The sequence below is a fragment of the Mesorhizobium sp. CA7 genome (assembly GCF_020165015.1).
Lineage (GTDB): Bacteria > Pseudomonadota > Alphaproteobacteria > Rhizobiales > Rhizobiaceae > Mesorhizobium.
Genome location: NZ_JAIUHH010000001.1, coordinates 944784 through 958442, shown reverse-complemented (window position 1 = coordinate 958442; position 13659 = coordinate 944784). Strand labels below are relative to the sequence as shown.

At 63.2% G+C, this 13659-nt stretch carries 12 protein-coding genes; 7 read left to right on the top strand and 5 right to left on the bottom strand.

What is annotated here, in order from left to right; translation table 11 throughout:
• Nucleotides 1-370: 370 nt before the first annotated feature.
• The 4 genes from LB552_RS04600 (at nt 371) to LB552_RS04585 (ending at nt 4017) form a co-directional block, all read left to right on the top strand.
• The gene (locus tag LB552_RS04600; protein WP_224602157.1) at nt 371-1249 is read left to right on the top strand and encodes an ABC transporter permease; all 879 of its coding nucleotides are present in this window, start codon (nt 371-373) and stop codon (nt 1247-1249) included.
• Entirely contained in the window at nt 1246-2400 is a 1155-nt protein-coding gene (locus LB552_RS04595; protein ID WP_224602155.1) for an ABC transporter permease, read from the top strand. Before LB552_RS04600 ends, LB552_RS04595 begins: the two co-directional genes overlap by 4 nt.
• 39 nt (nt 2401-2439) lie before the next feature.
• Nucleotides 2440-3411 (top strand): ABC transporter substrate-binding protein, encoded by a 972-nt coding sequence (locus LB552_RS04590; protein WP_224602154.1) that lies wholly within the window; start codon nt 2440-2442, stop codon nt 3409-3411.
• Between the two features lie 168 nt (nt 3412-3579).
• Nucleotides 3580-4017, top strand: coding sequence for a CHRD domain-containing protein (locus tag LB552_RS04585; protein ID WP_140839627.1), 438 nt, complete (start codon nt 3580-3582; stop codon nt 4015-4017).
• A 65-nt stretch (nt 4018-4082) separates the two neighbouring features.
• Here LB552_RS04585 and LB552_RS04580 read toward each other — a convergent pair whose 3' ends face one another.
• The 4 genes from LB552_RS04580 to LB552_RS04565 all read right to left on the bottom strand — a co-directional run bounded on the left by LB552_RS04580 (nt 4083) and on the right by LB552_RS04565 (nt 8337).
• Nucleotides 4083-5732, bottom strand: a complete 1650-nt coding sequence (locus LB552_RS04580; protein ID WP_224602152.1) for a thiamine pyrophosphate-binding protein — start codon at nt 5730-5732, stop codon at nt 4083-4085.
• Nucleotides 5729-6901 (bottom strand): CaiB/BaiF CoA transferase family protein, encoded by a 1173-nt coding sequence (locus tag LB552_RS04575; protein ID WP_224602150.1) that lies wholly within the window; start codon nt 6899-6901, stop codon nt 5729-5731. Before LB552_RS04575 ends, LB552_RS04580 begins: the two co-directional genes overlap by 4 nt.
• Before the next feature lie 82 nt (nt 6902-6983).
• Nucleotides 6984-7916 carry an alpha/beta fold hydrolase gene (locus LB552_RS04570; RefSeq protein WP_224602148.1) on the bottom strand — a complete coding sequence of 311 codons (933 nt, stop codon included), beginning with the start codon at nt 7914-7916 and terminating at the stop codon, nt 6984-6986.
• Between the two features lie 205 nt (nt 7917-8121).
• Nucleotides 8122-8337: a hypothetical protein gene (locus LB552_RS04565; protein ID WP_140839635.1), complete on the bottom strand. Its 216-nt coding sequence runs from the start codon at nt 8335-8337 to the stop codon at nt 8122-8124.
• Nucleotides 8338-8737: 400 nt separating this feature from the next.
• On the opposite strand from LB552_RS04565, the gene LB552_RS04560 reads away from it, so the two are divergent.
• Entirely contained in the window at nt 8738-9205 is a 468-nt protein-coding gene (locus LB552_RS04560) for a hypothetical protein (RefSeq protein WP_224602146.1), read from the top strand.
• A 221-nt stretch (nt 9206-9426) separates the two neighbouring features.
• Nucleotides 9427-10437 (top strand): ribonuclease T2 family protein, encoded by a 1011-nt coding sequence (locus LB552_RS04555; RefSeq protein ID WP_224602144.1) that lies wholly within the window; start codon nt 9427-9429, stop codon nt 10435-10437.
• A gap of 28 nt (nt 10438-10465) precedes the next feature.
• On the opposite strand, the gene LB552_RS04550 is transcribed toward LB552_RS04555, so the two are convergent.
• Entirely contained in the window at nt 10466-11743 is a 1278-nt protein-coding gene (locus LB552_RS04550) for a sensor domain-containing diguanylate cyclase (RefSeq protein ID WP_224602143.1), read from the bottom strand.
• 266 nt (nt 11744-12009) lie between these two features.
• Here LB552_RS04550 and ettA point away from each other — a divergent pair, with 266 nt between their 5' ends.
• The gene (gene ettA / locus LB552_RS04545) at nt 12010-13659 is read left to right on the top strand and encodes an energy-dependent translational throttle protein EttA (protein WP_224602141.1); all 1650 of its coding nucleotides are present in this window, start codon (nt 12010-12012) and stop codon (nt 13657-13659) included.

Genomic DNA, 13659 nt, shown 5'->3' with positions numbered 1-13659 from the left:
CCTAGGGCGGAACAGGCGCGCCACCCCGCGTGTTAAGGAAGCCGGCCATCGCGATTTCGTCATCCTAGGGCGTAGCGACGCGAAGCGGAGCGCAGACCCTAGGATCCGTTCCGTGACGCTGGTCGAAGGGCGTAAGCAGCTCAGAATACCCGACGAGCAGAGCGCGGCGCAGGGAGCTGTATTCTGGAACGTTGCGGAGCTCAGAAGTAACGGAATGGATCCTAGGGTCTGCGCCGCGTCGCTTCGCTCCTTGCTCCGCCCTAGGATGACGAAAAATACCAGCGCCGCAGCACTCCAGTCGAACGGGCCCGGCCTTTGCTTCGCTCCGGCCACCCTCTCCCCGCTGGGGAGAGGAGAAGGGCAGCGCTAGATGGACACCTTCCGCTCGAAAATCATCCCCGTGACCAGCATCCTCGCCGGCTTGGTGGTGCTCTGGTACGTCTTCGCCGTCATCCTCAACGCGCCGTTCCAGCGCGATCTCGACGCCAGAGCCAAGGAAACCCCCGGCGCCGTCGAATTCATCGGCAAGACGCTGGCGCAGCCGAAGCCGACGCTGCCGGCGCCGCACCAGGTGGCGGTGAATTTCTTCGAAAATACATTCCTGCGGTCCGTCACCTCGAACCGCAGCCTGGTCTACAACGCCTGGGTTACGCTGTCGTCGACGCTGCTCGGGTTTGCCTTCGGCACGGCGCTTGGCATCCTGATTGCGGTGGGCATCGTGCATGTGGCGACGCTCGACCGCAGCCTGATGCCGTGGATCATTGCTTCGCAGACCATTCCGATCCTGGCGGTGGCGCCGATGATCATCGTAGTGCTGGCCGCGATCGGCATCACCGGCCTGATCCCCAAGGCGCTGATCTCGACCTATCTGTCGTTCTTTCCGGTCGCCGTCGGCATGGTGAAGGGCCTGCGCTCACCCGAGATCATGCATCTCGACCTGATGCATACGTATAACGCCAGCGCCTCGCAGACCTTCTGGAAGCTCAGGGTGCCGGCTTCGGTGCCGTTCCTGTTCACCTCGATGAAGGTGGCGGTGGCGGCGAGCCTGGTCGGCGCCATCGTCGGCGAGTTGCCGACGGGTGCCGTCGCCGGCATCGGCGCCAAGCTGCTCGCGGGCGCCTATTACAGCCAGACGATCGATATCTGGTCGGCGCTGGTCGCGGGGTCCGTCGTCGCGGCGCTGCTGGTGATGGTGGTGGGCATCGCCGGACGCCTGGTCGACCGCGCCATGGGCGGGAGGCCGGCATGAATTGGCTGAAGCCATCCTGGCAATCGGTGCTGGCAATCCTGCTTTGTCTCATCGCCTTTGCGCTTGGCGCAATGATGAAGCCGGAGGCAGCCGCGCTGGCGGAGCCGGCCGCAACGCTGGCCTATCCCTATATGGGCGCCAAGGGGCTGATCATCGGGCTGCTGCTCATTGCTGCGCTGGTCTCGACCTTAAGGCTGACGCCGGTCGTCGAGGCCATCGTGCTCTTCGTCGGCGCCCATGCCGCAGCCTGGCTCTTGGTCAAAGGCATAGCCGGTTTCGAGGGCACGGCGCTGGCGCCCTATTTCCTGCTGCTTGCCGCTGCCTGGCTGCTTGCCTGGCGCTGCGTTGCCTTGCTCGCCTGGTTGCGTCCGAGCGGGAGCGTCGCAAGGAACGCGCTGCGCCTGATCGTCCCGGCAATCTTCGGCGCCTGGATCCTGATCATCTGGGAAGCGGTGACGCGCGGCGCCGGCATCCCCTTCATTCTTTTGCCGCCGCCGAGCGCCATTGGCGCGCGCATCGCCAACTCGCTGCCGATCCTGGGATCGGATGTGCGGCAGACGATCTTCAAGGCGGTGCTCATCGGCTATGTCGTCGGCAATCTCGCCGGCTTCGCCGTCGCTGTCCTCGCCGACCGCGTGCCTTTCCTGCGGCGCGGCCTGCTGCCGATCGGCAATATGGTTTCGGCGCTGCCGATCATCGGCGTGGCGCCGATCATGGTCATGTGGTTCGGCTTCGACTGGCCGTCCAAGGCCGCGGTCGTCATTATCATGACCTTCTTCCCGATGCTGGTGAATACGGTGGCGGGCCTTGCCGCATCCGGGCATATGGAGCGCGACCTGATGCGCACTTATGCATCGGGCTATTGGCCGACCTTGCTCAAGCTCAGGCTGCCGGCGGCCATGCCGTTCATCTTCAACGCGCTGAAGATCAACTCGACGCTGGCCCTGATCGGCGCCATCGTCGCCGAGTTCTTCGGAACGCCGGTGGTCGGCATGGGATTTCGCATCTCGACGGAAGTCGGGCGGATGAACATCGACATGGTGTGGGCCGAAATCGCAGTTGCAGCACTGGCGGGTTCGGTCTTTTATGGCGTGGTCGCTCTCATCGAGAGAGCCGTCACGTTTTGGCATCCCTCTGTCCGAGGTGGATAGGGGCGGTGGGTTTGGGTGCTAACTTCAGAGGGTAATAAGATGAAAAGACTGCTGATTTCTGCTCTGGCCGGCGCCATGTCGCTGGCCGCCTTCCAGGCGATGGCCGCCGACAAGGTGACACTGCAACTGAAATGGGTCACGCAGGCCCAGTTCGCCGGCTATTATGTCGCCAAGGCCAAGGGCTTCTATGACGCCGAAGGCCTCGACGTCGACATCAAGCCGGGCGGCCCGGACATCGCGCCCGAGCAGGTGATCGCCGGCGGCGGCGCCGACGTCATCGTCGACTGGATGGGCGGCGCGCTCGCGGCCCGCGACAAAGGCGTGATGCTCGTCAACATCGCCCAGCCGTTCAAGAAGGCGGGCATGGAACTGGTCTGCCCCAAGAACGGCCCGATCAAGACGGAAGCCGACTTCAAGGGTCATACGCTGGGCGTCTGGTTCTTCGGCAACGAATATCCGTTCTACGCCTGGATGAACAAGATCGGCCTCAAGACCGATGGCGGCCCGGACGGCGTGACCGTGCTCAAGCAGAGTTTTGACGTGCAGCCGCTGATCCAGAAGCAGGCCGACTGCATCTCGGTGATGACCTATAATGAATACGGTCAGGTGCTGGACGCCGGCTACAAGCCGGAAGACCTGGTCGTGTTCAACTACTCCGCCATGGGCAACGACCTTCTGGAGGACGGGCTTTACACGCTCGAGGACAAGCTCAAGGACCCGGCCTTCGGGGACAAGATGGTGCGGTTCGTGCGCGCCTCGATGAAGGGTTGGAAATACGCCACGGAGAACACCGACGAGGCGGCCGAGATCGTCGTGGACGCCGGCGGCCAGGATGAGAACCACCAGAAGTTCATGATGAAGGAAGTGGCCAAGCTGGTCGACAATGCCGACGGCAAGCTGATCCCGGCCGCTTACGAGCGCACCGCCAAGGCGCTGCTGGACCAGAAGATCATCAGCAAGGAAGCGAGCGGCGCCTACACGACCGCGATCACCGACAAGGCGATCAAGTAAGCTCCGCTCTAGCGCGGAAGTCGGAAAGGGGCGGGCGACCGCCCCTTTCTCGTTGCCCCGCGGTAAAATAACCGTGTGCGCCGGGATACATCGGGCCGCTCAGCCGTTGATTGGCGCATCCGCGCGCCGGGGAGCCGCGAAGGATGCTGCAATCAACGGAGGTTCTTCATGCGCATCCTATCCGTGCCGATGCTTTCGGCCTTGGCCGTTTCGACCGCCTTCCTTCTTGCATCGCCGGCCATGGCCGAGATGGTGAAGTACAAGGCGACGCTCGACGGCAGTCAGCAGAGCCCGCCCGTCACCACCAAGGGCAAGGGAACCGCCACACTTACCTTCGACACCACAAGCAAGAAGCTCAGCTGGAACGTCAAATATTCCGGCCTTAGCGGGCCTGCCGTGGCCGCCCACATCCACGGCCCGGCGGACATGGGCGCGAACGCTGACCCGGTCATCCCGTTCAAGAAGCTGAAGAGCCCGATCAAGGGATCGGCGACGTTGACCGACGCGCAGGCAGCCGATCTGGAAGCCGGCAAATACTACGTCAACGTCCACACCGCCAAGAACAAGGACGGCGAGATCCGCGGCCAGATCGAGAAGGCGATGTAAAGACGCAAAAGGGGCGGTTCACCGCCGCTTTTGTCGTGCAGCCGGCAGAAAGGCAGCAGGCTGCCTTACGCCTTGTTGCGGATCTGCGTCAGCGTGCGGGTCGGCGTGATCGCTTCGGGATCGAGCTTGATCTCGACGATCGCCGGCTTGCCGCTGGCGCGCGCGCGTTCGAAGGCCGCCGCGAAGTCGGCGGTTTTTTCCACCGTCTCGCCATGGCCGCCATAGGCGCGGGCGAGCGCCGCGAAGTCAGGGTTCTTGAGGGTGGTGGCGACGACGCGGCTTGGATATTCCCGCTCCTGATGCATGCGGATCGTGCCGTAAATGCCGTTGTTCACGACGATCACGACGATCGGCAGGTCATACTGGACAGCCGTCGCGAACTCCTGGCCGTTCATCAGGAAGCAGCCGTCGCCGGCGAAGGCAACCACAGTGCGATCCGGGAACAGCGACTTGGCGGCGACCGCCGCGGGCGTGCCGTAGCCCATCGAGCCGGACGTGGGCGCCGCCTGCGTGCCGAAGCGGCGCGAGCGGTAGAAGCGATGCACCCAGGTGGCATAGTTGCCGGCGCCATTGGTGAGGATGGCATCTTCCGGCAGAACCTTTCCGAGGTAGTCCATGATCGGGCCCATCTGGACGGCGCCCGGGCCGGTCTGCGGCGGCGTCGACCATTCGAGATAGGCGGCGTGCGCCTTTTCCGTCTCGGCCGCCCAGGCAGGCTTGGCCGTTGGCTTTCGCCTGGCGAAAGCCTCGACAAAAGCGGCGGGCGACGCGTTAATCGGTATCGTCGGCCGGTAGACGCGGCCGAGCTCGCCGGCATCGGCATGGACATGCACCAGTGCCTGGTCGGGGTAGGGGCTCTTCAGCAGCGTGTAGTCGGAAGACGGCATCTCGCCTAGGCGACCGCCGATCAAAAGCACGACGTCGGCTTGCTTGATCCGCTCGGCCAGCTTGGGATTGATGCCGATGCCGACATCGCCGGCGTAATTCGCATGCAGATGGTCGAACAGCATCTGGCGCCGGAAGGAGCAGCCGACCGGCAGCGACCAGGCCTCGGCGATCTGGCGTAAATGCGCCACCGCTTCCTCGTTCCAGCGCGTGCCGCCGAGGATGACGAACGGCCGCTTGGCGTTGCTCAGCAACATCTCCAGCGCGTCGAGCTCGGCTTCGCCCGGGCGCGTCTCGACCGGCGTGTACGGCAGCGCTTCCGGAGCCTCGACCTCGCTGGTCAGCATGTCCTCGGGCAGCGAGATAACCACCGGGCCGGGACGGCCGGAGGTTGCGACGGCGAAGGCACGGGTCACGAATTCTGGAATGCGCGCGGCGTCGTCGATCTCGACCACCCATTTGGCGATGTCGCCGAAGAAGCGCTTGTAATCGACCTCCTGGAAGGCCTCGCGTTCCTTGGCGTGGCTGGCGACCTGGCCGATGAACAGGATCATCGGCACAGAATCCTGCATGGCGATGTGGACGCCGGCCGAAGCATTGGTGGCGCCGGGGCCGCGGGTGACGAAGCAGATGCCGGGCTTGCCGGTCAGCCGACCCTGGCAGTCGGCCATCATCGCAGCACCCCCTTCCTGGCGGCAGACGATGGTGCGGATCGAAGAGTCATGCAGCGCGTCGAGCACCGCGAGATAGGATTCGCCCGGAACGCAGAAGATGCGGTCGGTGCCGTTCGCTTCCAGCGCCTCGACGATCAGTTGTCCGCCGGTCTTCATTTTGCTCTCTCCAATTCGGCAAGGATTTCGTCCGTGTGCTCGCCAAGGCGCGGCGAGGGGCGTTCATAGACGAGCGGCGTGCCCGACATCACCATCGGCGCGCGCACCGAAGGCAGGCGATTGCCGTGGCCGTCGTCGAGATCGAGCCGCATGCCGCGCGCGATCGTCTGCGGATCGTCGAACATCTGGCCGATAGTGTTGATCGGGCTTGCCGGCACGCCGGCAGCCTCGAGCTTCGCCAGCAGCGGATCGCGATCCCAGGTGCTCAGCGTCGCGATAATCAGTTCGCGCAGCTTCACCCGGTTGGCGACGCGGGCAGGGTTGGTGGCGAAATCCGGATTGGCGGGCAGATCCGTCAGGCCGACTACGGCGCAGAACTTGCCGAACTGGCCGTCATTGCCGACCGCCAGGATGATGTGGCCGTCCCTGACCGGCAGCACCTCGTAAGGGGCGATGTTCATGTGCGCATTGCCCATCTGCACCGGCGACTTGCCGGAAATCAGATAGTTGAGGTTCTGGTTGCCGAGCGCCGAGATCTGGCTGTCGAAGAGCGCCATGTCGATATGCTGGCCCTCACCGGTCTTTTCGGCGTGGCGGAGTGCTGCCTGGATGGCGATCACCGAATAGAGGCCGGTGAAGAGATCCGAGATGGCGACGCCGGCCTTCTGCGGCTCGCGGCCGGGCTCGCCGGTGATCGACATCATGCCGGCCATGGCCTGGATGATGAAATCGTAGCCGGCGCGCGGCGCGTAGGGACCGTCCTGGCCAAAGCCGGTGATCGAGCAATAGACGAGGCGCGGATTGATCGCCTTCAGGCTCTCGTAGTCGAGGCCGTATTTCTTCAGGCCGCCGAGCTTGAAGTTCTCGATCAGCACGTCGGCGGTGGCGACCAGCTTGCGCAGCGTCTCGGCACCGTCGGGCTTGGAGAAATCGACGGCGATGGAACGCTTGCCGCGATTGCAGGAGTGGTAATAGGCGGCCGACAGGTTCTCGCCGTCATGGCTCATGACGAAGGGCGGACCCCATTTGCGGGTATCGTCGCCGCCATCGGGGCTCTCGACCTTGATGACATCGGCGCCGAGATCGGCGAGCAACTGCCCGGCCCAGGGACCGGCCAGGATGCGGGCGAGCTCGATAACGCGGATGCCTTTCAGCGGAGGTTCGGCCATGGATCACCGTAATGGGTCGGAAACGCAGGCTCTATCAACAGCAGCCGTACCTGTCACGGCCCTTGCAGTGGGCCAAGCCGGATCAGGATTTCAGCACGCTGTCCGCCCAAGCGACGAAATCATTCATGACGGCATCGCGGTTGATCTCGTTCAGGCTTTCATGGCGGGTTTCCGGGTAAACCTTTGAAACCAGATTCGAAAAGCCCATCACCTGCATGCGCGTTGCCAGGTGATGGACCGCCTTGCCGTAGTCCGACGCAGGGTCCTTCTCGCCACCGACAAGGTTGATGGGAAGATCGCGCCGGACGCCGGCAAAGCTCTGGTCCTTGCCGGCGTGAAGCGCCATGTCGACCACATCGCGCCACATCGAGACCGACGCATCCCAGCCGCAGAGCGGGTCGGCGATATATTTGTCGACCTCGACCGGGTCGCGCGACAGCCAGTCGAACGGGGTCCGGTGATTTGGCACCGCCTTGCCCCAAGCCTGGAAGGTGAGCTTGGAAAGAAGCCGCGACGGCACGTCGGAGCCGAGCCGCATCCGCTCCCAGCCTAGAATGCCAAGCGCCAGTTGCCCGAGCCGGCCTTGCGAGAAATTGCCGTTCCAGATCGCGGCGGCATGGACACGCCCGGAATGGCGCAGGACAAAGTTCAGCGCCACCGAGGCGCCCAGCGAATGTCCAAAGGCGATCACCGGCAAGCCGGGATGCTCGGCCGCGATCAGGTCGTGCACGGCCTCGACATCGGCGATCACCTTGGCGATGCCGTCGCTGTCGGCGAATTTGCCGAGCGGCGCGTCGGGCGCCTTCGTCGCGCCATGGCCACGATGGTCATGGGCATAGACATGGAATCCGCGCGGCGCGAGATAATCGGCAAAGCGGGCATAACGCGCCGCGTGCTCGGCCAGTCCATGGTTGATCTGGACCACGGCGCGTGGCTTCGCCTCCGCGTGTTTCACATAGAGGTTGAGGTCGGCCCCGGTCGGTGAGGCCAGGCTGGTCTTTCTGTCAAATGGCATGTGTCGCTCCCTCGGCGACTGTTGGGCGCGGCGTTTGCCGGCGTCAAGAGGATGCGCGCTTGCCATCGTGCTACGCCGGCGTTTCGGAAACCCTTCGCGATGTCGAATGGATTGTCAGCTTGATCGACGCCCGTGCCGAAGCGCCGAGACGGCCCGCGACCTGCAAGAAAAAGGCCCCGGCCTTGTGAGCCGGGGCTGGACTGGTCTAGAATAGATCAAGCTGTGAGGACGGCGAGACGCCGGGGAACTTCATCCCGGTGTTGATCTCACTTACGCGGCCCTGGTTGATCCGGAAACGGGCAGCGATATCGTGCTGCGTCATTCCGAGGTTGAGCAGGTGCTTGATTTTTGCCGCCATTTCCGGGGTAACGTCCGGAGAACGACGGCGGCGCGGGAATGGGACAATATTGTCCTCAGTCATGTGCGCTTTTCCTTGTTCAGCGCGCACTATCCGAGTTGAAAGGCTGTCAGACTCGCTGTATAAACTCCGAGTCAACGGGAGGCTTATATAGCTTCTTTCGACCTTGCCTGACTCGGATAGCAATCGACTTCAGGCTAGTCATGAAAGGCGGGTTCGCATTCGCACTGCGGCCCGCCTTTTTGCTGCCCCGAATCAGTTCGGTTCAGCAGTCTTCACAATTACCAAAAGTCCACACGGAACCCGAGTCGATTTGTCGCAGCCCGCGGCCAAGTTGTGTGGAAAGGGCAGTTATCCCTAGCTTAGCAGAGCGGGACGGTGCAGCTCATGATGGCTGGGTAGCTTTCTGGACACTAAGCCTTGGGTGTCGCATCCTCTTCTTGGGAGAAGGGGAAGGCTTGCAATGACCCGCGGATTCAAAGCTATCCCAGTTTACACTGCTAAGGATTATCCTCTTATCCGCAAGCTTGCCGGCGCCGATGACATGCCGGAGACTTGGGAAGAGTGGCATACGGATTTTGAAGCTTCCAAGGCGAAGAGACTCCATCGACGCGACTTCACCCACGCCAAAGTCCTCGTTAGGCCCGGCAAATTCAAAGCGTGGCTAGACGAAAATTCACTCTCGGCCTCGGAACATGCGAGACAACTCTACGCTCAGGAGCGCCTGGATTCAAAGCGGGCAAGAGAAGAAGGGCGCCACGAGATGGAGCAGATGCTAATCGTCTCACAACGGCAACTGCTATCCTATTATAGGCAGCCACGGCCACGCGTGGCGCATCACAAGCCCGTCCCCAAAGGTCCGGTCGGCTTTATCTATGCGGCCATAGCCGGATTGTACCTCGCGTGGCTAGCTCATCATTGGCTTGGTTGAAGGCCCCGCGCGCAATCTCGTAAAGCGCCGGATTTCAAAATGATGCACTACCGGGAAATCGGTCATCTCGCAGAGGCGCGCAGGGCCCTTGCGAACATACCAATGGGAAGCGCTCAGCTGGGGATTGTTTTTTCGAGCGGCGAAAAAGATCGCAATTCTGACACGTCGACTGTTCTAGTGTGACGTATTCAATACGGTTCAATGATCGCCGGGAGAGCGGGATGCGGGTTTGGGCATTATGGGGTTCGATGGTGCTGGCTCTGGCCGGCGCCGGGGTGGCGCATGCCGACGTGAAGATGAGCGGCACGTTCGTTGCCGACAGCGCCTGCCCGGCGACGCAGGCCATCAAGAGCGGCAAGAACCCCGGCAACATCTCGATCGAAGCCGGCAAAAGCTATGACCTTCTTGCCGGCAACAAGGACGAGCCCACGCACTACCTTATCCAGGTGCCGGGCGCCGACCCAGAGCGGCGCTGGGTGAAGATCAGCTGCGGTCATGTCAGCGGCGGCAGCGCTGCGACCATGCCGGCGCCTGCCGGCCAGGCCAAATCGTCGCCGTCAGCCTCGGGAAAACCCGAATATGTCTTTGCGCTGAGCTGGCAGCCGGCTTTCTGCGAGACCAAGGCGAGCAAGCCCGAATGCAAGGCACAGAGCCCGAGCGAGTTCGATGCCTCGCACTTCACGCTGCATGGGCTGTGGCCGCAGCCGAACGGCAATTTCTATTGTCAGGTCTCGGCGAATGACAAGGCCAATGACAATCCGGCGCATTGGGGAGACCTGCCGCCGGTCGATCTCGACGCAAAGACGCGTGCCGAGCTCGACCAGGTGATGCCGGGCACGGCATCCAGGCTCGAGCGCCACGAATGGATCAAGCACGGCACCTGCTACGGCAAGAACCAGCAGGACTATTTCTCAGACGCGCTAAACCTGATGCGGGCGGTGAACGCCTCGGCGGTGCGCGATCTGTTCAACAAGAACATCGGTAAGCAGCTGACGTCGGATGCGATCCGCGGCGCCTTCAACCAGGCTTTCGGTCCCGGCGCCGGGGATCGCGTACGCGTGTCCTGTCTGGTCGACCCGTCGAGCGGCAGGCGTATGATCGGCGAGATCACGCTCGGCCTGTCCGGTCCGATCGGCCCGGACAGCAAGCTGGCCGATCTCCTGATGGCGTCGGCGCCGACAGCCAAGGCCGGTTGCCCGAAGGGCACGGTCGACGCGATCGGTTTTCAATAGGCGAGAATTTTGGTCAGCCCGTTCTTTGTCAGGCTGATCGGGAGGCCGCCTGCAGGATGATAGCCTCGCTGCCAGGTTCGCCGACCACGCGGTCGCGGCCGCTCAACTTCGCCTTGTAGAGGCGCTGGTCGGCCAGCGCGAAAATGTCGGCAAGACAGCGCGTCGTCTCGCTGACGGTGGAGACGCCGGCACTCACGGTGATGTTGTAGCGGCCGGTATGCGCCGAGGTCTTCGTGGCGTTCCTGATAGTCTCGCCGAGCAGCCTGGCCGGCGCGTGCGACTGTTGCGTCAGCACGGCGAATTCCTCGCCGCCGATGCGGAACACCTGATCGTTGCCGCCGACGGTCTCGGCCAGCAGGGCAGCCATCGATTTCAGCACCTTGTCGCCCTCGGCATGACCGAAGCTGTCGTTGATCGACTTGAAATGGTCGACGTCGACAATGAGCAGGCTGAGCGGCTTGCCCATCCTGATGGCGGACGACACCGCGGACTCGCCGTCGGCATCGAAACTGCCGCGATGCAGCAGGCCGGTGAGGCCGTCGCGGCCGACATATTTGATCAGCGCTTCGTAGCGTTCGCGATAGGTGAGGGCGTCGAAAATGTCGGAGAGGCCGCGCGGCACGGCGACATCGTGGTCTTCGACCCATTTCAGATAGGCGACGAGCATGCCGCTATAGGCAAGGGCTGCGCCCATCTTGGCGAACCAGCCGCCGAAGAAGACCTCGAGCGGCGCGCCGGCGACGAAATGCAGCGCGGTGAAGAAGCCGGCCTGATCGAAGGTGAGCACGCAGGCGACCGATGCGAGAATGCGCATGAATGGCCTAGCGCGCAGATAGCTGCCGAGCTTCTCGTAGAGCAGGATGATTAGGATGGAGTCGACGAAGAGCAGCGAGGTGCCCCAGACCATCAGCCAACCCATCTCGTCGATGAAGGCGATGTCGGGAAGCTTGCCGCTTGGAAGTGGAGCGATCGCGTGCAGGCGCAGGACCAGCACCAGCCCGATCATCACGGCGTTGCCAAGCAGCAGGCCGTAGATCGGCTGGCGAACCGTCGCCGCATCCTCCTTCATGTAGAGCAGAAGCAGCATGACGAGCTTGCCGGAGAAGAGCACGGCGGAGCCCGGCGACACCAGCCCGAACGGCAGCGCGACATAGAAGACGCTGGCAAGGTAGGTTTCGAGGAAATGCATGACGCCGAGCGCGCAGATGAACACGCCAAGCCCGATGCGGCGCCGGAAACGGAAAAGCGTGACCATGGCGCCGAAATAGAGAACCGCTTCGGCAAGGAGCAGGGCACCGTTCAGCACGTCGTCGATCCGATCCTTCCCCGAAACCGCAGCATGGCCGCGATTTCCCAACCTAACATCGTTTTGAAGGCGAATGGTTAAGCTCTGATTTCGCACGATCGCGAGAGCGGCGAAAAAGCCCTGAGTGAATTTGGGCGCCGCAAACGGGCGAATCCGTGCGGATTGGCGCGTTTCGCGCCGAAAGCGATTGCCGTTCGGCGCTTCATCGCCTACATAGCGCCCAACCCCCATCCACCTTGACACTTCAGTTTCCAGGGAAAGCGCGCGTGGCTCGCCAGTTCATCTATCACATGTCCGGCCTGTCGAAGGCCTACGGCACCAAGAAGGTGCTCGATAACGTTCACCTGTCCTTCTATCCGGATGCCAAGATCGGCATTCTCGGCCCCAACGGCTCGGGCAAGTCGACGATCCTGCGCATCATGGCCGGGCTCGACAAGGAGTTCCAGGGCGAGGCATGGCTGGCCGAGGGCGCAACCGTCGGCTACCTGGCGCAGGAGCCGCAGCTCGACAACACCAAGACCGTGCGCGAGAACGTCATGGACGGCGTCGCCAGGAAGACCGCCATCATCGAACGCTATAACGAGCTGATGATGAACTATTCCGACGAGACGGCGGACGAGTCGGCCAAGCTCCAGGACGAGATGGACCGGCTCAGTCTTTGGGACCTGGAGCAGCAGGTCGAGATGGCGATGGACGCGCTGCAGTGTCCGCCGCCTGACTCCGAAGTGACCAACCTGTCGGGCGGCGAGCGCCGCCGCGTGGCGCTGTGCCGGCTGCTGCTCGAACAGCCCGACCTCTTGCTGCTCGACGAGCCGACCAACCATCTCGACGCCGAGACCACGCAATGGCTGGAAAAGCATCTGCGCGACTATCCGGGCTCGGTGCTGATCATCACCCACGACCGCTACTTCCTGGACAACGTGACCGGCTGGATCCTCGAGCTCGATCGCGGCCGCGGCATCCCTTACGAGGGCAATTACACCAAATATCTCGACGCCAAGGCCAAGCGCCTGATCCAGGAAGGCCGCGAGGACGACGCCCGCCAGAAGTCGATCTGGCGCGAGCGCGAGTGGATCCAGTCCTCGCCCAAGGCACGCCAGACCAAGTCCAAGGCGCGTATCAAGGCCTATGAGGAACTTGTCGAGCAGTCGCAGAACCGCAAGCCGACCGACACGCAGATCGTCATCCCGTCGAGCGAGCGCCTCGGCAATCTCGTCATCGAGGTCGAAGGCCTCAACAAGGGGTTCGGCGACGAGCTCCTGATCGAGAACCTGTCGTTCAAGCTGCCGCCGGGCGGCATCGTCGGCGTCATCGGCCCGAACGGCGCCGGCAAGACGACGCTGTTCAAGATGATCACCGGCCAGGAAACGCCGGATGCCGGCTCGATCCGCAAGGGCGAGACGGTGCGGCTCGGCTATGTCGACCAGAGCCGCGACGCGCTCGACCCGAACAAGACGGTATGGGAAGAGATCTCCGGCGGCGCCGAAGTCATCAAGCTCGGCAAGCACGAGGTCAACAGCCGCGCCTATTGCTCGTCGTTCAACTTCCGCGGCGGCGACCAGCAGCAGAAGGTCGGCAACCTGTCCGGCGGCCAGCGCAACCGCGTCCACCTGGCCAAGATGCTGAAAGGCGGCGGCAATGTTCTTCTGCTCGACGAACCGACCAACGACCTCGACACCGAGACGCTGGGCGCGCTGGAAGACGCGCTCGAAGCCTATGCCGGCTGCGCCGTCATCATCAGCCACGACCGCATGTTCCTCGACCGCATGGCCACCCACATGCTCGCCTTCGAAGGCGACGCGCATGTCGAATGGTTCGAGGGCAATTTCGAGGAATATGAGAAGGACAAGCTGCGCCGCCTGGGCGCCGAAGCGGCGACCCCGCACCGCATGACCCACAAGCGGCTGACGCGGTAG